16 protein-coding genes are annotated in these 17,921 nt (G+C 73.1%); 9 read left to right on the forward strand and 7 right to left on the reverse strand.

The genetic code is table 11. The features are described 5' to 3' along the window. The first annotated feature begins 36 nt into the window (after positions 1-36). The 4 genes from DI272_RS05225 to DI272_RS05240 all read left to right on the forward strand — a co-directional run bounded on the left by DI272_RS05225 (position 37) and on the right by DI272_RS05240 (position 5,224). Positions 37-885, forward strand: coding sequence for a glycosyltransferase family 2 protein (locus DI272_RS05225; RefSeq protein ID WP_109493965.1), 849 nt, complete (start codon positions 37-39; stop codon positions 883-885). A gap of 149 nt (positions 886-1,034) precedes the next feature. Continuing rightward, on the forward strand, positions 1,035-2,294 hold the full coding sequence (locus DI272_RS05230; protein WP_181387093.1) for an MFS transporter: 1,260 nt from the start codon (positions 1,035-1,037) through the stop codon (positions 2,292-2,294). A 376-nt stretch (positions 2,295-2,670) separates the two neighbouring features. Further along, positions 2,671-3,693, forward strand: coding sequence for a TolB-like translocation protein (locus DI272_RS05235; protein ID WP_109493966.1), 1,023 nt, complete (start codon positions 2,671-2,673; stop codon positions 3,691-3,693). Between the two features lie 136 nt (positions 3,694-3,829). Further along, positions 3,830-5,224 carry an MFS transporter gene (locus tag DI272_RS05240; RefSeq protein WP_109493967.1) on the forward strand — a complete coding sequence of 465 codons (1,395 nt, stop codon included), beginning with the start codon at positions 3,830-3,832 and terminating at the stop codon, positions 5,222-5,224. Between the two features lie 42 nt (positions 5,225-5,266). On the opposite strand, the gene DI272_RS05245 is transcribed toward DI272_RS05240, so the two are convergent. From DI272_RS05245 to lnt, 4 genes are all read right to left on the reverse strand, one after another. Continuing rightward, on the reverse strand, positions 5,267-7,192 hold the full coding sequence (locus tag DI272_RS05245) for a GAF domain-containing protein (RefSeq protein ID WP_109493968.1): 1,926 nt from the start codon (positions 7,190-7,192) through the stop codon (positions 5,267-5,269). Between the two features lie 68 nt (positions 7,193-7,260). Continuing rightward, positions 7,261-8,061 carry a 3-hydroxybutyrate dehydrogenase gene (locus tag DI272_RS05250; RefSeq protein WP_109493969.1) on the reverse strand — a complete coding sequence of 267 codons (801 nt, stop codon included), beginning with the start codon at positions 8,059-8,061 and terminating at the stop codon, positions 7,261-7,263. Positions 8,062-8,115: 54 nt separating this feature from the next. After that, complete coding sequence (locus DI272_RS05255; protein ID WP_109493970.1) at positions 8,116-8,595, reverse strand: NUDIX domain-containing protein; 480 nt, start codon at positions 8,593-8,595, stop codon at positions 8,116-8,118. 10 nt (positions 8,596-8,605) lie between these two features. After that, positions 8,606-10,216: an apolipoprotein N-acyltransferase gene (lnt, locus tag DI272_RS05260; RefSeq protein ID WP_109493971.1), complete on the reverse strand. Its 1,611-nt coding sequence runs from the start codon at positions 10,214-10,216 to the stop codon at positions 8,606-8,608. A 267-nt stretch (positions 10,217-10,483) separates the two neighbouring features. On the opposite strand from lnt, the gene DI272_RS05265 reads away from it, so the two are divergent. Then, the gene (locus tag DI272_RS05265) at positions 10,484-11,554 is read left to right on the forward strand and encodes an O-antigen ligase (protein WP_109493972.1); all 1,071 of its coding nucleotides are present in this window, start codon (positions 10,484-10,486) and stop codon (positions 11,552-11,554) included. A 2-nt stretch (positions 11,555-11,556) separates the two neighbouring features. On the opposite strand, the gene DI272_RS05270 is transcribed toward DI272_RS05265, so the two are convergent. Further along, positions 11,557-12,102 (reverse strand): hypothetical protein, encoded by a 546-nt coding sequence (locus tag DI272_RS05270; RefSeq protein ID WP_109493973.1) that lies wholly within the window; start codon positions 12,100-12,102, stop codon positions 11,557-11,559. An 84-nt stretch (positions 12,103-12,186) separates the two neighbouring features. Next, positions 12,187-12,972, reverse strand: coding sequence for a glutamate racemase (locus DI272_RS05275; RefSeq protein WP_109493974.1), 786 nt, complete (start codon positions 12,970-12,972; stop codon positions 12,187-12,189). 39 nt (positions 12,973-13,011) lie between these two features. Here DI272_RS05275 and DI272_RS05280 point away from each other — a divergent pair, with 39 nt between their 5' ends. After that, the gene (locus tag DI272_RS05280; protein ID WP_109493975.1) at positions 13,012-14,217 is read left to right on the forward strand and encodes a glycosyltransferase; all 1,206 of its coding nucleotides are present in this window, start codon (positions 13,012-13,014) and stop codon (positions 14,215-14,217) included. Positions 14,218-14,224: 7 nt separating this feature from the next. On the opposite strand, the gene DI272_RS05285 is transcribed toward DI272_RS05280, so the two are convergent. Continuing rightward, complete coding sequence (locus DI272_RS05285) at positions 14,225-15,517, reverse strand: TerD family protein (protein ID WP_109493976.1); 1,293 nt, start codon at positions 15,515-15,517, stop codon at positions 14,225-14,227. Between the two features lie 297 nt (positions 15,518-15,814). On the opposite strand from DI272_RS05285, the gene DI272_RS05290 reads away from it, so the two are divergent. From DI272_RS05290 to DI272_RS05300, 3 genes are all read left to right on the forward strand, one after another. After that, positions 15,815-16,252: a DUF6643 family protein gene (locus tag DI272_RS05290; RefSeq protein WP_109493977.1), complete on the forward strand. Its 438-nt coding sequence runs from the start codon at positions 15,815-15,817 to the stop codon at positions 16,250-16,252. 43 nt (positions 16,253-16,295) lie between these two features. After that, positions 16,296-17,123: an MOSC domain-containing protein gene (locus DI272_RS05295; RefSeq protein WP_109500693.1), complete on the forward strand. Its 828-nt coding sequence runs from the start codon at positions 16,296-16,298 to the stop codon at positions 17,121-17,123. Between the two features lie 174 nt (positions 17,124-17,297). Further along, on the forward strand, positions 17,298-17,903 hold the full coding sequence (locus tag DI272_RS05300) for a hypothetical protein (RefSeq protein WP_109500694.1): 606 nt from the start codon (positions 17,298-17,300) through the stop codon (positions 17,901-17,903). The last annotated feature ends 18 nt before the right edge of the window (positions 17,904-17,921 follow it).

The following is a 17,921-nucleotide window of genomic DNA, read 5'->3' on the forward strand; positions in this document are numbered from 1 at the left end:
ACATCGCATTCGCGACACCGACGTCATACTGCCCAGGTGACGAGCATCGTGATCCCGGCGCACAACGAGGCGCGCGTCATCGGCCGGCTCCTCGATTCGCTGCTGGAGGGCCCCGCGGACGACGGGACGGACATCGTGGTCGTATGCAATGGCTGCACCGACGACACCGCACGGATCGCAGCCGAACGCGGGCCCCGCGTAAGGGTGGTGGAGATCCCCGTCCCTTCGAAACATGCCGCGCTGCGGGCCGGTGACGACCACGCGCTCGGCTTCCCGCGGCTCTACGTGGACGCCGATGTCGTCCTGACCGGCGCGGACGTACGGGCCCTCGCCGAGCCGCTGGCCGACGACACCTCGGGCATCCTCGCCACCGCGCCCGAACGGCACCTCCCGCTGGCGGGCTGCGCCTGGCGGGTGCGGGCCTACTACCGGGTGTGGCAACGCCTGCCCGCGGTGCGGGAGGGCCTGTTCGGCCGGGGCGTCATCGCGGTCTCCAAGGCGGGGCACGCCCGGATCGCCGCGCTGCCCCCGCTGATGGCGGACGACCTGGCGGCGTCCCTGGCGTTCACCGCCGAGGAGCGGCGCGTCGTCGACACCGCCCGGGTCGTGGTCCATCCGCCGCGCACCTGGCGGGACTTGATCAAACGGCGGATCCGGGCCATGGTCTCCACCGCGCAGGTGGAGGAGCACCGCAAGCCGGAGCAGGCGCCGGCCCGCACCAGCACGGCGGATCTCAAGGCCATGCTGCGCAAGGAGCCGAAGCTGATCCCGAGCGTCGTCGTCTTCGCCTCGGCGGCGGTCGTCGCCCGGCGACGTGGCCAAAAAGCCATCAGGGAACGGGACTTCGACACCTGGTTGCGGGACGACAGCAGCCGCCGGAACTGAACGCACCGCAGCCGCCGGAACCGGGCCCACGACAGCCGGCTGACCCGAGCACACCGCAGCCGACCGGCTGACCCGAGCACACGGCAGCCGGCAGAACCGGGCGCACCGTACCCCGCGTCCATGGGCACACCGCACCTGGAGTCCAGATCATGTATCTCACCGACCGCTCCGCCACGCCGAAGGCGGACACCGCGACGGACCGAAGACGCGGCCCGGGGCCCAAGGTCGCCCCGGTCGTGCTCGTGCTGGGCACGGTCAGTCTGATCACCGATGTCTCCGCGGAGATGGTCACCGCCGTCCTCCCGCTCTACCTCGTCAGCACGCTCGGCTTCAGCCCCCTCGGGTTCGGTGCCCTCGACGGCGTCTACAACGGCGTCAGCGCGCTGGTCCAGCTCACCGGCGGCCACCTCGCCGACCGGATCCGCAACCACAAGCTGCTGGCCGGGCTCGGCTACGGCCTGTCCGCGCTGTGCAAACCGCTGCTCCTGCTCGCCGGCAGCATCGGCGCCCTCGGCACCGTTCTCGCCCTGGACCGGACCGGCAAGGGCCTGCGCACCGCCCCGCGCGACGCGATGATCTCCCTGTCCACGCCGGTCGAGCGGCAGGGCAGGGCCTTCGGTGTGCACCGGGCGATGGACACCACCGGCGCGATGCTCGGCCCGCTGGCCGCCTTCTTCATCCTGCGTGCCGCGGCCGACGGCTACGACGCCGTGTTCGGTGTCAGCGCGTGCGTCGCCGTGCTCGGCGTGGTCGTCCTGCTGCTGTTCGTGCCCGGCAGGCGGCGTGACGCGCCCGAGGGCGCCGGGGCCAGGCCGCCGGTGCGGGTCGGGGCGGCGCTGGCGCTGCTGCGGGTGCCCCGGATGCGGGCGCTCGCGGGCTGTGCCGCGCTGCTCGGTCTGACCACCGTCAGCGACGCGTTCGTCTATCTGCTGCTGCAACGCCGGGCCGGGGTCGGCGAGGAGTGGTTCACGCTGCTGCCGCTGGGCACCGCGACGGTGTTCCTGCTGCTGGCCGTGCCGTTGGGCGCGCTGGCGGACCGGATCGGGCGGCGCACGGTGTTCCTCGCCGGGCACATCGGTCTGCTGTCCGCGTACGCCCTGCTGCTGTGGGCGCCGGACACGTCGCTGCTGGTACCTGCCGTGCTCGCTCTGCACGGCGCGTTCTACGCGGCGACCGACGGCGTGCTGCCGGCCGCGCTGGCCGCCGTCGTGCCCGAGCATCTGCGCGCCAGCGGCCTCGCCATCGTCGGCACCAGTCAGGCACTGGCCCGTTTCTGCTGCTCACTGGCCTTCGGCGCCGCCTGGACGATGTGGGGCGACGGCCCGGCCCTGGCCGGTTCGGCGGTCGGCCTGCTGTGCTGTGCGGTGGTGGCAGGCGTGGTGCTGCGACCGGCGGGCGGCTCGCGATGACCGCCGAGAACACGGGCGGTTCGCGATGACCGCCCAGGACTCGGGCGGCACGCGATGACCGCCGAGGACACGGCGAACGCCGTCCGGCACCGCGCGCCCCGACGCCCCCCACGGAACCGGAACCGCCGGGCACCGCACCGGCCCCTGACACCGCCGCGGAACCGTGCACTGGCCCACCGATCCCCGGCACCGCCACGGAACCGCACACCGGCACACCGCCCCCCGGCACCGCCACGGACCCGCACACCGGCACACCGCCCCCCGGCACCGCCACGGACCCGCGTAATGGCACTCCAAGCCGCCGCCACCGCCCCGGGCCGACTCGCACCGGCCCCGACACCACCACGCCCGACCAGCAACCGTCCCGAGGAACTCCATGACTTCGCTCCGCCGCCGTCTGCTCATACTCGTCGCGGCGGTCGTGCTGCTCGCGGGCGTGGCGACCGCCATGGTCCTGCACGCCGCCGACCGCGCAGACCGGGCCGACCAGCCGCAGGCCGGCGGGCCCGCCGTCAGTTCCGGCAAGCTGACGCTCGACCGGAAGAATTTCCTGACCTTCGTCAACGCGGCCGCCGGCCCGCACCGGACCGCGGTCGCCGCGGTGCCGTCCGCCGACCCCGGCGCCGGGCGCACCGCGTCGGACCTGAAGTGCGCCCGGTTCTACGCGGCGGCGGGCACGGGGGTCTGCCTCCAGTCCGACACCGGCGTCCTCAAGCAGAGCAACCGCGCCCTGATCCTGGACGCCGGCCTGCGCACCGAACGCACCTTCCCGCTCGCGGGCATCCCCAGCCGGGCCCGGGTCTCGCCCAGCGGCCACTTGGTCGCCTGGACGGTCTTCGTCTCCGGCGAGTCCTACGCGTCCGCCTTCTTCTCCACCCGCACCTCGATCCTCGACACCCGCACGATGAAGCTCATCCCCAGCCTGGAGACGTTCGCCATCACCCTGGACGGCACGTCGTACAAGGCGGCGGACGTCAACTTCTGGGGCGTCACCTTCGCCTCCGACGACGACACCTTCTACGCGACCCTGAACACCGCCAACAAGACGTACCTGGTGCGGGGTTCCGTCTCCCGGCAGTCGGTGACGACCTTGCGCGAGAACGTGGAGTGCCCGTCCCTCTCCCCCGACGGCACCCGCGTGGCCTTCAAGAAGCGCGTGCTGTCACGCACCGATCTCTGGCGTGAACACGTCCTCGATCTGCGCACCCTGCGCGAGACCCCGCTCGCCGAACGCCACAGCGTCGACGACCAGGCCACCTGGCTCGACAACAACACCCTCGCCTACGCCCTGCCCACCGAGGGCAAGGTCGGCAGCACGGATCTGTGGAGCGTGCCCGCGAACGGCAAGGGGACGCCACGCCTGCTCATCGCGGGTGCGTCGTCCCCCGCCCCCCTCTAGGGCATGGCGCCGACACGCATACCTCGGGGCCGAACTATGTAGTCCCGCCATATATCAGCCTGACCTGCGCCTTCCTACGGTGTGCCAGCACGTACAGCACGTACCCGTCCCCACCGCACACGAGGAAGTGGCGCTCATGGCCTCCGCAGCATCCGCTCCGCCCCCACCCACCGCACCGGGCAACCTGAAGCGCATCGTCGCCGCCAGCCTCATCGGCACGACCATCGAGTGGTACGACTTCTTCCTCTACGGCTCCGCCGCCGCCCTCGTCTTCAACAAGCTGTTCTTCCCGGACTCCGACCCCCTCGTCGGCACCCTGCTGTCGTTCCTGACGTACGCCGTCGGCTTCGCCGCCCGTCCGCTCGGCGCGCTGGTCTTCGGGCACTACGGCGACCGGCTGGGCCGCAAGAAGCTGCTGGTGCTGAGCCTGCTGATGATGGGCGGGGCGACCTTCGCGATCGGGCTGCTGCCCACCCATGCGACGGTCGGCTCGGCCGCGCCCGTGCTGCTGACCGCGCTGCGCCTGGTCCAGGGCTTCGCGCTCGGCGGCGAGTGGGGCGGGGCCGTGCTCCTGGTGTCCGAGCACGGCGACGCCCGGCGGCGCGGATTCTGGGCCTCCTGGCCGCAGACCGGCGCGCCCGCGGGTCAGCTCCTGGCCACCGGTGTGCTGTCCCTGCTCACCGCGGTCCTCTCCGACAGCGCCTTCACCAGCTGGGGCTGGCGGATTCCGTTCCTGCTCTCCGGCGTCCTGGTGATGGTCGGTCTGTGGATTCGTCTGTCCGTCGACGAGTCGCCCGTTTTCAAGCAGGCGCTGGCACAGGCGGAGGCCCGCAAGGCGGGACAGGCGGCCGACGCCGAGAAGCTGCCGCTCGTCTCCGTGCTGCGCCACCACTGGCGTGACGTCCTGGTCGCGATGGGCGCGCGCATGGCCGAGAACATCAGCTACTACGTCATCACCGCCTTCATCCTGGTCTACGCGACCACCGCGGCCGACGTCTCCAAGCAGACCGCGCTCAACGCGGTCCTGATCGCCTCGGCCGTGCACTTCGCGGTGATCCCGCTGTGGGGCGCGCTGTCGGACCGCATCGGCCGGCGTCCGGTGTACCTGCTGGGCGCCGCCGGCATCGGCCTGTGGATGTTCCCGTTCTTCTCCCTCATCGACACCGGCGACTTCGGCAACCTGATCCTCGCCATCACCGTGGGTCTGGTGCTGCACGGCGCGATGTACGCGCCCCAGGCCGCCTTCTTCGCCGAGATGTTCGCGACCCGGATGCGCTACTCCGGTGCCTCGATCGGCGCGCAGTTCGCCTCGGTCGCGGCGGGCGCCCCGGCGCCGCTCATCGCCACGGCCCTGCTGGACGACTACGGCAGCTCGACCCCGATCGCCCTGTACGTCATCGCCGCGGCGCTGCTGACGCTGGTCGCGGTGGGCGTGGCCAAGGAGACCCGCGACCGGGACCTGGCGGACGTGGAGTCCGCGGCCGACGCGGCGCCCACGACGACGGCACCGGCGGACGCCCGCACCGTGTGACCCCCTGCCGCACCGGCCCCCGTACGCCCGCGCGTACGGGGGTCAGTGCGCTGCGGGTGCGGCCAGCACGTGCAGGCGCAGGGCGAGCTGGATCTCCAGGGCGCGGGCGGGGCTCTGCCAGTCGTCACCGAGGAGGCGGCCGATGCGCTCCAGGCGCTGGGCGACGGTGTTCACATGGACGTGCAGTTCGTCCTTGGTGCGGGCCGGGCTCATGCCGCAGGCGAAGTAGGCGTCGAGGGTGCGCAGCAGGTCCGTGCCGCGTCGTTCGTCGTACGAGACGACCTGGCCGATCGTGCGGTCGACGAAGCCGGTGATGTCCCGGTCTCCGGCCAGGAGCAGGCCGAGGAATCCGAAGTCCTCGGCTGCCGCCCCGTCCCCGGTGCGGCCGAGGAGGCGCAGCGCGTCGAGGCAGCGCCGGCCCTCCTCGTAGGCGGCGGTCACGGCGTCCGGGCGGCCGGCGAGGTCCTCGACGGGGGCGGAGGCTCCCACGGTGACGGCCTCGTGGACGGCCGTGCCCAGGTGGTGGGCGGTGCGGCGGGCCAGGGCGGTGGCGGTGTCGCCGGGTTGCAGGGGCAGCAGCAGGACGGTGCCGCCGTCCCGGGCGGCGGCCAGGCCGTGCCTTGTGGCGGCCAGGTGGGAGGCGGCGGACCACAGGCGTCTGCGGGCGTCGGCCTCCTGCTCGGCGTCGGCGGTGGTGCCGTCGAGGCGCGCGGCGAGCACGACGTGGGTGGCGTCCAGGTCGGCGTGGAGGCGGAAGGCGCGCTCGCGCAGCAGGCGGGGGTCGCGGTCGCGGGCGTCGAGGAGGTCGTCGAGAAGCTCGCCGCGGACCCGCTGTTCGGCCTCGGCGGCGGAGCGTCTGGCGAGCAGGAGCAGCGAGGTGACCATCGCCGCGCGCTCCAGGGTGAGCTGGTCGACGGGGTCGAGTCCGGGATGGCCGTGCAGCACGAGCGCGCCGAGCAGTTCGCCGCCGGCGGCCACGGCCGCGATCCAGTCGTCCCCGTGCCGCACCGCGTGTCCCTCGGCGCTTGAGGTCTCCAGGGCGTCAGCCGGTGCGGAGGCAGCGTCCAGGAACTCGACGGTGCCGTGGAGGACCTCGGCGACGGCCGCCGCCACGTCGTGCACCCCGCCGCCGCGCAGGACGAGTTCGGCGAGCCGGTCGTGGACGTCGGAGGCGCGCTCGATGACACCGCTGCGGTCGCGGATGATCTCGTTGGCCCGCTCCAGGTCGGCGAGGGCCGAGCGGGTCTCGGTGAGCAGGTTCGCGGTGTCGATGGCGGCCGCGGCCAGCGCGGCGAAGGAGCCGAGCAGCGCGATCTGCTCCCGCTCGAAGACCCGGGCGCGCCGGTCGGCGGCGAAGAGTACCCCGATCACGTGGTGCCCCAGGGTGAGCGGCACGCCGAGGATGGCCACCAGGCCCTCGTCCCGTACTCCGGCGTCGATGGTGCGGGTGTGCTGGAAGCGCTCGTCCTTGAAGTAGTCGTCGGTGACGTAGGGGCGGGCGGTCTGGGCGACGAGGCCGCCGAGCCCTTCCCCCATGCCGAGCCGGAGCTGCTGGAAGCGGGCGGCGACGGAGCCCTCGGTGACCCGCATGTAGGTGTCGCCGCGCGCGGGGTCGTTCAGGCTGAGGTAGGCGACGTCGGTGTTGAGCAGTGACCGGGCACGCTGCACGATCGCCCGCAGCACGGCGTCGAGGTCGCGCAGTCCCGCCAGGTCGTGCGCGGTCTCGAAGAGGGCGGACAGCTCGGCCTCGCGGCGGCGCCTGCCCTCCAGCTCCGAGCGCACCCGCAGCGCGATCAGCTTGGCCTCCTCGAGCGCGGCGATCCGCTCGGGGGGCCGTCCCTCGGCGCGGGCGAGCAGCACCGGCTGCTCGTAGGCGTCGGCGGACGCGCCCCGGGCCAGCAGTGCGAGGAACGGGGCCTCGGTGCTGCCGGTCGGGCGTTCGGCGGACTGCACGTGATCGCGGGACATGCTCACAGGATTCCTCATCGCACGCTCACCTCGTCAGCCCTGTGGACAACCCCGGCGGGCCGCACGGCTCAGTGCGCCGTCCAGCCCCCGTCCAGCACCAGCGAGGTGCCGGTCACGAACGAGGCGTGCGGGCTGCACAGATACGCGACGGCGTCGGCGACCTCCTCCGGCTCGATGAGCCGCTTGACCGCGCTGTCCTGGAGGAGCACCTCGGTCAGGACGCGCTCCTCGGGGATGCCGTGCGCCCGTGCCTGGTCGACGAGCTGCTTCTCGACCAGGGGGGTTCGCACATAGGCCGGGTTCACGCAGTTGGAGGTGACGCCGTGCGGCGCGCCTTCCAGGGCGGCGGTCTTGGAGAGCCCTTCCAGGCCGTGCTTGGCGGCCACGTACGCCGATTTGAAGGCGGAGGCGCGCAGTCCGTGCACCGAGGAGATGTTGACGATGCGGCCCCAGCCCTGCCCGTACATGTGCGGCAGGGCGCCTCTGACGAGCCGGAACGGGGCCTCCAGCATCACGGTGAGCACCGTGTGGAAGACGTCCGGCGGGAACTCCTCGATGGGGCGGACCAGTTGCAGCCCGGCGTTGTTGACGAGGACGTCGGTCCCGGCGGCGGCGAGCTCGGCGGCGTCCAGGTCGGTGAGGTCGAGGACATGGGGTTCGACGGCGCCCGCGAGGTCGCGGGCGCCGTCGACGAGGTCCTCCAACCCTGCGGCGTCCCGGTCCACCGCTCTCACCTTGGCGCCGGCCGCGGCGAGCCGCAGCACGCAGGCGCGCCCGATGCCGCCGGCGGCACCGGTGACGAGGGCGGTACGGCCGCCGAGGTCGAGCGTGGGGGCGTGGGGGGCCGGGAGGGCGCGAGCGACTGTCATGGCACGACCCTAGGCAGCCGCCTCACCTCACCCCATGTGGCCGCAACCCACACTTCAGTCGGAACCAGTGGAGTCGAACCATGTGGGGCCGTCCGCCAGGGCCTGCTTGATGCGGAACTTGCCGAATTCGTTCAGGTCCGGCAGCGCGTCCACGTCGAACCAGCCCACCTCGAGCGACTCGTCGTCGTTCACCGCGGCCTCGCCCCCGACGGCCCGGCAGCGCACCGTGATGTCCATGTACTGGCAGACGTCACCGTTGGGGTAGGTGATCGGCTCCAGTGCCTGGACGAGGACGACTCGCTCGGCGACGCAGCGCACCGCCGTCTCCTCGAACACCTCGCGCACGGCGCAGGCGGCGGGCTGCTCCCCCGGCTCCGGGATGCCGCCGATCAACGACCACCGGCGGGTGTCGGAGCGTCGGTTCAGCAGCACTCTGCCCTCGTCGTCGAAGACGACGGCGGCGACTCCGGGGAGCCACAGCAGCTGATGACCGACGGAGGCACGGAGATCGCGGATGAAGTCGGGAGTAGCCATGCCCCCGACCCTAACCGGCGGACCCCGCCCGCCTGTTGCGCGCCCGCGCGCCGATCGCCCAGCCCAGTCCGCCCGCGGCGACCAGCACCAGCGCCATCTCGGGCAGGATGCCGAGCTTGGTGGCGGGCGTCTCGGAGGACCGCAGCGGCACCTTCTGGACGAGGGAGTCGGCGACGAACATGCCGGTCTTCTGGGTGATCCTGCCGTCCGGCATGATGATCGCGCTGACGCCGCTGGTGACCGGCACGGTCACGGTCCGGCTGTGCTCGACGGCGCGGACGCGGGACATGGCGAGCTGCTGGTAGGTCATCTCGCTGCGGTCGAAGGTGGCGTTGTTGCTGGGCACGGAGATCATCTGGGCGCCATCGGTGACCTCGGAGCGCACGGCCCAGTCGAAGGCCGCCTCGTAGCAGGTGACCAGGCCGACCTTGGCGCCGGCCATGGTGAACACGCCCGGTTCGGTGCCGCGGCTGAAGTCCTGGCGGACCATCGAGGTCCAGTCGCTGTTGATCGCGCCGATCAGCGAGCGCAGCGGGAGGTACTCGCCGAAGGGCTGGATCTGCCGCTTGTCGTAGGTGTCGGTCGGGCCCTTCACCGGGTCCCACAGGATCTGCTCGTTGTAGAGCTTGCCGTCCCGCTCGACGACCCCGCCGACCGAGATCGGCACACCGATCGCCCTGGCGGCGCCCTCGATGACGGCGCGCGCGTCGGAGTTGGCGAAGGGGTCGACGTCAGAGGAGTTCTCGGGCCACAGCACAAGGTCCGGCTTGGGCACCTTGCCGGCCCTGACCCGCTCGGCCAGCCGCTCGGTCTCGCGCGCGTGGTAGTCGAGGACGGCCCGCCGCTGGGCGTTGAAGTCGAGACCCGCGCGAGGCACGTTGCCCTGGATGAGGGCGACCGTCACGGTGCCGTTCTCGGCCTTGTCGCTGACCAGCGGGCGGGCGGCCAGGGCCGCGGCGACGGGGACGAGCAGGCTGAGCAGGGCGACCGCGGCGGTCGGCCGGCGTATGTCCTGGCCGCGGCGCCTGTCGACGACCAGCCGGACGACGTCGTACAGCCCGAAGCCGCACAGGACGACCGCGAAGCCGAGCACCGGTGTGCCGCCCACCGCGGCCAGCGGCAGGAACACCCCGTCGGCCTGGCCGAAGGCGATCTTGCCCCAGGGGAAGCCGTTGAACGGCACGCGCGCGCGTGCCGCCTCGCCGGCGATCCACAGCGCGGCCGACCACAGGGGGGCGCCGGGCAGCTTCGACACCGTGGCGATGCCCGCGCCGACCAGTGCCACGAAGACCGCCTCGATCGCCACCAGCGCGATCCACGGCCCGGGGCCGACCTCCACGCCGGTCCACACCAGCAGCGGCAGCAGGAAGCCCAGGCCGAAGAGGTAGCCGAGGCCCAGGCCCGCCTTCCAGCCACGGCCGCGCAGCACCCAGCCGAGGACGGCGAAGGCGGGCAGTGCGAGCCACCACAGGGTGCGGGGCGGGAAGCTGACGTAGAGCAGCACTCCGGAGAGCGCGGCGGCGAGGGCCGGGACGAAGCGCACGAGGCGTGCTGCGCGCGCGGTGGCGGCGAGCGGCTGAGCCTGGTCCGACTCGTCCACGGATGTTGCGGTGACGGTCACTCGGGGAGTGTACGGCGGGTGACCTTGGCACCGACAGCGCGGTCCGCACGCCCCCTTCCCCGGGGCGGCGCAAGCGATCATGGTGTGGTCCGCCCCGCAGGACCCGCCGTGACCGTGCCGCATCCGTCCTGCGCAACTCGTCCACAAACCGCCCATCAGCCGTTACGGTGTGCCGGAGCCTTTGTCGTACCGCCGGTCAGGCGGCGGTACGAGCAGGCCCGCACAGGTCGGGGGACCGGTTCGGGGGGTCGGGTGGGATCGACGGGGATGACGTCTGCTGCCGGTCCGGGTGAGGACGCCGACAGACGAAACGTTTCTGACGCCGCGGGTGTGGTGGTGCTGGGGGCCTGCGCCGTCTGGGCCCTGATCACGGCGACCGTGCACGGCGGCCGGCCCGAGGGCGTGCTGCTGGCGGTTCTCGCGGTGGCCGCCGGGTACGCGGCGGGGCGCATCTGCGGGGCGCTCCTGCCGGTCGCGGCGCTGTGCGCGGCGGCGTCGGCCGGGGTCGGCCTCGCGGTGGCCGCTCCGCGCCTCTCCCCCGGTCCCGAGATCATCGCCCCGCTCGGCCACGCCGGGGGCACCGCGGCCGTGCTGACCCTGTCCACGGGCGCCGTGTGCTGCGCCGCGTGGGCCGCGCGCACTCCGGCGAAACGGCTCGCCCTGCGCGTACCGGCCGCCGGGATCGTCGCGACGGCCGCGGTGCTCGGCTCGGTCGGCGGCTGCGTCGCGAGCGCCGCCGTGCTGCTGGCCTCCCTCGCCGCCGGCCGGATGCGCGGCCACCGGACCGCGGGCTTCGCCGGACTGGCCCTGGCGGCGGCTCTCAGCACGGGCCTGCCCTGGGCGATCGGCGGGAAGACGCTGCCGGAAGGACTCAGCGTGGCGCTGGAGGGCCAGCTCACCCGGCATCGGATCGACCTGTGGCACGACGCGCTGCACATGGCGCACCACGATGCCGCCCTGGGCGTGGGCCCCGGCCGGTTCGGCGAGCTCAGCGCCACGGCGACCCGCACACTGCTGTCCGACGGCAAACCGCACTCGGCGCCGCTTCAGCAGGCGGCCGAGCAGGGAGTCGTCGGCGTAATCCTGCTCGCCGCGGCGTTCTGCTGGATGCTCTACACCCTGTGGCGCTCCCCGCGGCCGACGCCGGTCGTGCTCACCGCGGGGGCGGCGCTCACGGCCCTCGCGGCGATCGCCTCGGTGGGCAACGCGCTCAGCTTCACGACGGTGTCGGTGGGCGCCGGACTGCTGGCGGGACTGGCCACGGCCCGCCCGCTCACGGACGGGTCACCGCTCCAGGAGACGACGGCACGCCCCACGGGCGACCGGTCGGCTCCCTGAGCTCAGTGGGCCGTCCCGGGCGTACGCGACCGCAGCCGGTCCCGGATGATCTGTACGGCGGCCTCCGCGTCGTCCACGGTGATCGTGAACGTGTGTCCGTCCCAGAGGCTCAGCCGCACACCCTCACCACGCCGGACGACGACGGCGGTGCCCTTCTCGGGCCGCCAGCGGTAGCCCCAGCCGCCCCAGTGCCGCGGGGTGACGTGCGGGTCGACCTCGGCGCCGGCCACCAGGGACAGCGGAATGCGGCGGCGCGGCAGGCCCATGTGGCCGCAGCGCACCTCCAGGGACTCCTTGTCGACCTTCAGCGCGACATGGACGAAGGCCAGGGTGCCGAACAGGACCAGCAGCCCGGCCGCGATGCAGCCGACCACGGCCATGGCGAGCGGGGCGATGCCGGAGGTCCAGGCCGAGTCCACGGCCAGCTCGATACCGAGCGCCATGCACGCGGCGCCGACGAGCGCCAGCAGCCACTGGAACCGGTTGGTGGCCCGTCCGGTCCAGACGTCGGGGTGCGGCGCGTTCTCGCCGTGGGGGTGGTCCCTCATGCCTACGAGGTTACTCAGGTTTCGCCGCGCGGGTAGCGCGTCGCGGAGAGCGACCGGGCCGGACAGGGCCTTGGGGGCCTTCGGTCAGCGGGCGGGCGTGACCGCCTGAAGGAACCTTCCTTCTTCGTACGCCAGGGCGGTGGCCGGCAGGGCCTCCTGGCGTCCGCTGAGCAGTACCGTGAGCGTGCCGTCCGCGGCGGCGTCCGTCGCGGGGGCCGCGCCGACCCGGCGCAGCGCCTGGGCCACCACGGCGCCGGCGGTGCCGTGCAGGATCAGCGGCGGCCGGCCGGGCTTCTGGACGGCCGCCCGGATGCGTTCGGCGACCAGTTCGTAGTTGGTGCAGCCCAGGACGACGGTCGTCACGTCCTCGGGCGTGAGCGCGGCAGCAGCGGCGACGGCGACATCGACGGCCGCCTCGTCCGCGTGGTGCACGGCGTCCGCGAGCCCGGGGCAGGGCACCTCGGTGACCTCCACGCCGGCCGCGAACTGCTCGATCAGACCGCGCTGGTAGGCGCTCCCGGTCGTGGCGGGCGTCGCCCAGATGGCGACGTGGCCGCCTCCGGCCGCGGCCGGCTTGATCGCCGGGACGGTGCCGATGATCGGCAGGCCCGGTTCGAAGCCGGCCCGCAGGGCGGGCAGGGAGTGCACGGAGGCGGTGTTGCAGGCGACGATCAGGACGTCCGGGTCGTGCGCGGCGGCGGCCGCGGCGACGGCCAGGGCGCGCTCGGTGATGTCCTCGGGGGTACGCGGGCCCCAGGGCATGCCGTCGGGGTCCCAGGACAGGACGAGATCCGCGTCGGGCCGCAGCCGGCGTACCGCGGCCGAGGCGGGCAGGAGGCCGAGTCCGGAGTCCATGAGCGCGATCTTCACCCGGCCACGATAGACGATGAGCCCCTGACGGCCGGTCCCGTGGGGCAGACTGCGCGGGTGAGCGCCATCGCGTGGACCGCCGCCGTCTCCCTCACCGCCTGGCTGTGGCTGCTGCTCTGCCAGGGCTTCTTCTGGCGTACGGACGTCAGGCTCCCCGCACGGCGGGAGCCGGACGACTGGCCGTCGGTCTGTGTCGTCGTCCCCGCGCGCGACGAGGCCGAGGTGCTGCCGGCGAGCCTGCCCTCGCTGCTCGCCCAGGACTACCCGGGGCGGGCCGAGGTCTTCCTCGTCGACGACGGCAGCTCGGACGGCACCGGAGAGCTGGCCCGGGCCCTGGCCCGACGGCACGGCGGGCTGCCGCTGACGGTCGGGACGCCCGGCGAACCGCCCGCGGGCTGGACCGGCAAGCTCTGGGCGGTGCGCCACGGCATCGATCTGGCACGCGCGCGTGACCCCGAGTACCTCCTCCTGACGGACGCCGACATCGCCCACGCCCCCGACAGCCTGCGCATGCTGGTCGCGGCGGCGGGCAGCGGCGGGTTCGACGTCGTCTCCCAGATGGCCCGGCTGCGGGTGGCGAGCACGTGGGAGCGGCTGGTGGTGCCGGCCTTCGTCTACTTCTTCGCCCAGCTGTATCCGTTCCGCCGGATCGGGAGGAAGGGGTCGCGTACGGCGGCCGCGGCGGGCGGCTGCGTGCTGCTGCGCGCCGATGCCGCCGAGCGGGCCCGGATCCCGGACGCGATCCGGCATGCCGTCATCGACGACGTGGCGCTCGCGCGGGCGGTCAAGGGCGGGGGCGGTCACATCTGGCTGGGGCTGGCGGAGCGGGTGGACAGCGTGCGTCCGTATCCGCGGCTGCACGACCTGTGGCGCATGGTGTCGCGCAGCGCGTACGCGCAACTGCGGCACAGCCTCGCGCTGCTGACCGGCACGGTGGCGGGGCTGGCACTGGTCTACCTGGTGCCGCCGGTGGCGCTGGCCGCGGGGCTCGCCACGGGCGACGCGGGGGCCGCGGCCCTCGGCGGCGCGGCGTGGCTGGTGATGGCGGGCACGTACGCGCCGATGCTCCGTTACTACCGGCAGCCGCTGTGGCTCGCGCCGCTGCTGCCGTTCACGGCGTTCCTCTATCTGCTGATGACGGCCGACTCCGCGGTGCAGCACTACCGGGGGCGCGGCGCGGCCTGGAAGGGCCGCACCTACGCACGTCCGGACACCGTCCCGGAATCCGTCCCGGAAGAGGGGTGACCGTGGCCTACTTGCGGCCGGGGGTCCAGTTCATGCCCCAGCCGTAGGCGTAGTCGACGGTCCGCTGCGGGCTCACGCCACGCTCGGGCACCAGGTAGCGGGCCTCGCGCTGGACGACGAGGTCGGAGCCTGTGTTGGTGATGAGGGCGAGCGCGCACACCGTCGAGGGGACGGTGCACTCGTCGAGCGAGAAGTCGATCGCGGCGCCGTACTGCGGTTGCAGGGTCACGGTGGCATGCAGGTCGGCGAAGGAGCGCGCGCCCTCGTAGATGGTGACGAAGACCAGGATGCGGCGGAAGTGCTGCTTGTGGTCGAGGTTGATCGTGAGGTTCTCGCCGCTCGCCACGGCGCCGGTGCGGTCGTCGCCGTCGAGGTGGATGAAGGGCGGCTGGTGCAGCGCGCCGAAGGCGTTGCCCAGGGCCTGCACGACGCCCTTGCTGCCGTCGGTGAGTTCGTACAGCGCGCACAGGTCCAGGTCGAGGTCGTTGTGCATCGCGACCGGGCGCCCGAGCTTGCTGGCCCACCCCGAGAACTGCTTGCGCACCTGCCAGTTGAGGTTGACGCGCATCGCGCCGGACGTGCCGCCCTGCTTGGTCAGCGAGACCGAGGGGGCGGACTTGGTGAGCGTGACCTTGGTCAGGCGGACCGGCTGGGCCGGGGTCGCCGGAGGTGCGGGCGGCGCGGCGGGAGGCGGCGGCATGGTCGCCGGGGGCACGGGCGGGGGCACGGTGACCGGGAACGCCACGGGCGGGGCTGTCGGCGCCGCGGCGGCGGCCTGCTGGGGTTCGTCCACGGTGATGCCGTAGTCCGTGGCCAGGCCCTCCAGTCCGCTGCTGTAGCCCTGGCCGACGGCACGGAACTTCCAGGCGCCCTGACGGCGGTAGAACTCGCCCAGCACGAAAGCGGTTTCGACGGTGGCCCCGGCGCTGTCGAAGCGGGCGGTGACAGCCCCCTGGGCGGCGTCCTTGACCTCGATGTACAGGCCGGGCACCTGCCCGAACGCGCCGCCGTCCGCGGACGCGGCCAGCACGATCGTCTCGATCGCGGGCTCCACGCGCGCGAGGTCGACGAGCAGGCTGTCGATCACCTGACCGCCGGCGTTGCGCTTGCCCTCGTGCCGGACCGCGCCGGAGGAGTGCGCCGGCTGGTTGTAGAAGACGAAGTCGCCGTCGGAGCGGACCTTCCCACCGACCAGGAGCAGCGCGGACGCGTCGGCGTCGGGCACGCCCGGCCCAGTGTTCCAGCCCAATTCGACCCGCAGCGCCGTGGTCGGCACCGGAGTATTCGACCCTTTCGGCATTGACATGTCCGCCCCCATCACGTGTCACCGTGCCAGGCATGTCCCCGGCAGCCCATTGATTGTCTACGGGGCCAACCTATTCCCCGTGACAGCGAAGTCCCATGACGGGCACAGGAAGATCACCGTCCAACCGCCGGTAACCCGCTCGGAACTCGGCCTTTACCGGCTTCGAACGCAGGTCGCGGTCCCTTTTTGCCGAGTTCGCTCGCATTGGGGATCCCAAGCCACTGCCGACACGGAAAACAACCCTCTTATCGGTCTCCCCAACCAGCACATCGTGGGCTTAACTTATGTGCCATGACCTCCCCCCGCTCCACTTATGGCGGCGGCTACTACTCCGCCTCCTTCCCGGACACTCCGATCTACGACTCGCTCGTGGCCGAGCGGGGCACCCCGCAGATCGCCCCGATCCGGGTCCCGGCCGAGTACGCCATGCCGAGCAGCGGCAACCTGCCCGCGCTGCCGTCCGCGCTGCCCGCCCTCCCGGCGGCACCGTCCCAGCCCTCCTACGGCTATCCGCAGGCGCAGCAGCCCTCGCCGCTGCAGCAGGCGCCCGCCGCCTACATCCCGCAGCAGGCCTCCGCGCCGCGGGGGTACCCCGGGCCGCAGCAGCAGCCGCCGCGCCCGATGAACCAGGGCATGGGCTACGAGGCGATGCGCCCCGCGACTCCCCGGCCCACTCCGGCGCCGTACCAGGAGCAGCCTTACAACAACCAGCAGTACCGCGGCTACTGAGCCGACCCCGGGACTGTCCGTGCCGGGTGGCACGATGGGGTCCATGGGGAATGCGCAGCTGCACTCGATTCATGTACATCCGGTCAAGGCGTTCCGGGGCCTGGCGCCCCGGGAGGCCGTCGTGGAGCCCTGGGGGCTGGCCGGGGACCGGCGCTGGGCGCTGATCGACGACGGGGGAAAGGTCGTCACCCAACGCCAGCAGCCGCGCATCGCACTCGCCGCCGCCGAGCTTCTGCCCGGCGGCGGCGTTCGCCTGTCCGCGCCCGGTATGGAGCCGCTGACCGTGCCCGTGCCGCGGCCGGTCGACACCGTGCCCATGCAGATCTTCCGCGACAAGGTGGAGGCGGTGCCCGCCGAGGACCCGGCCGTGCACGCCTGGTGCAGCGCCTATCTGGGCGCGGACGTACGGCTCGTGCACATGGACGATCCCGCGACGCGCCGGCCCGTCGACCCCGAGTACGCGCGCGAGGGCGAGACCGTCAGCTTCGCCGACGGCTATCCGCTGCTGGTCACCACGACCGCCTCCCTCGACGCCCTCAACTCCCTGATCGCGCAGGGTGATCACGCGGCCGAGGGGCCGCTGCCCATGAACCGGTTCCGGCCCAACGTGGTCGTGTCGGGCACGGAGGCCTGGGCCGAGGACCACTGGTCGCGGATCGCGATCGGCGGGGTCGTCCTGCGCGTCGCCAAGTCCTGCGGACGCTGCGTCGTGACGACCACGGACCAGGACAGCGCCGAGCGCGGCAAGGAGCCCCTGCTCACGCTGGGCCGCCATCGGCGCCTCGACGGCAAGCTGGTCTTCGGGCAGAACCTGGTCCCCCTGTCACCTGGGGTGATCCGCCTCGGCGATCCGGTCCGGGTCCTGGAGTAGCAGAGATCCGTTCGAGGGCCGCTCGCGGGAACTCGCGCCGGGGGGCGCGGCGTTGGCTTGTGTGAGAAGTTCGTCAGGGGGCCCGGCCCAGGTGATTTCGCTCTCTCTTTGCCCGGGCCCGCGGGTGATCTGCCGTCCCGAGGGTTATCACGGAGCGGGAAGGGGGTGCGGACGGTGCGAGCGATCAGCGGACTCTGGCGCTGGCGGCGCAATCCGCTGCGCCGTGCGACCGACCTGGCCGAGGCCTGGCTCGCGCTGGCGGCGCTGCTGCTCGTCCTGATGGTCGCGCCGCTGGTGGGCGCGTTCGTCGGCGGCGTGGCGCAGGACGCCCTGCAGAAGTCCGTCCGGCAGCAGCAGGCGTCCCGGCACCAGATCACGGCCACCGTGACCCGCGCGCTGGGCCGCTCCCCGCTCGACGCCGACCCCGAGACGACCACCGGCCGGGACCAGCGCAGCCGCGTCCTAGCCGACTGGACCGCCCCGGACGGCACCGCGCAGCACGGCCCGGCCCTGGCCAACCTCAAACACCCGCACAGCGGCGACCACTTCCCGATATGGACCGACGCCCACGGCCGTATAGTGGCCCGCCCGCTGGACCCCGCGACCGCCACCACGCACGCCGTCCTCGCCGGAGTCGGCGCGACGCTGCTGGGCATGGGGCTCGTCGAGGGCGCCAGGCGACTGATCGTCTGGCGCATGGTCCGTCGCCGGTACGCCCGTTGGGACCAGGCGTGGGCCCAGGCGGGCCCGGACTGGGGCAGGACCGGCACCGGCAGCTGACAGCCTTCCCACTCTGGT

The organism is Streptomyces sp. Act143 (genome assembly GCF_003143935.1).
GTDB lineage: Bacteria > Actinomycetota > Actinomycetes > Streptomycetales > Streptomycetaceae > Streptomyces.

What these genes read in the sequence shown, in the direction of transcription:
- DI272_RS05230 (WP_181387093.1), top strand. Translation starts at nt 1,035, where the DNA reads ATGTATCTCACCGACCGCTCCGCCACGCCGAAGGCGGACACCGCGACG.
- DI272_RS05235 (WP_109493966.1), top strand. Translation starts at nt 2,671, where the DNA reads ATGACTTCGCTCCGCCGCCGTCTGCTCATACTCGTCGCGGCGGTCGTG.
- DI272_RS05240 (WP_109493967.1), top strand. Translation starts at nt 3,830, where the DNA reads ATGGCCTCCGCAGCATCCGCTCCGCCCCCACCCACCGCACCGGGCAAC.
- DI272_RS05245 (WP_109493968.1), bottom strand. Translation starts at nt 7,192, where the DNA reads ATGTCCCGCGATCACGTGCAGTCCGCCGAACGCCCGACCGGCAGCACC.
- DI272_RS05250 (WP_109493969.1), bottom strand. Translation starts at nt 8,061, where the DNA reads ATGACAGTCGCTCGCGCCCTCCCGGCCCCCCACGCCCCCACGCTCGAC.
- DI272_RS05255 (WP_109493970.1), bottom strand. Translation starts at nt 8,595, where the DNA reads ATGGCTACTCCCGACTTCATCCGCGATCTCCGTGCCTCCGTCGGTCAT.
- DI272_RS05265 (WP_109493972.1), top strand. Translation starts at nt 10,484, where the DNA reads ATGACGTCTGCTGCCGGTCCGGGTGAGGACGCCGACAGACGAAACGTT.
- DI272_RS05270 (WP_109493973.1), bottom strand. Translation starts at nt 12,102, where the DNA reads ATGAGGGACCACCCCCACGGCGAGAACGCGCCGCACCCCGACGTCTGG.
- DI272_RS05285 (WP_109493976.1), bottom strand. Translation starts at nt 15,517, where the DNA reads ATGCCGAAAGGGTCGAATACTCCGGTGCCGACCACGGCGCTGCGGGTC.
- DI272_RS05290 (WP_109493977.1), top strand. Translation starts at nt 15,815, where the DNA reads ATGACCTCCCCCCGCTCCACTTATGGCGGCGGCTACTACTCCGCCTCC.
- DI272_RS05295 (WP_109500693.1), top strand. Translation starts at nt 16,296, where the DNA reads ATGGGGAATGCGCAGCTGCACTCGATTCATGTACATCCGGTCAAGGCG.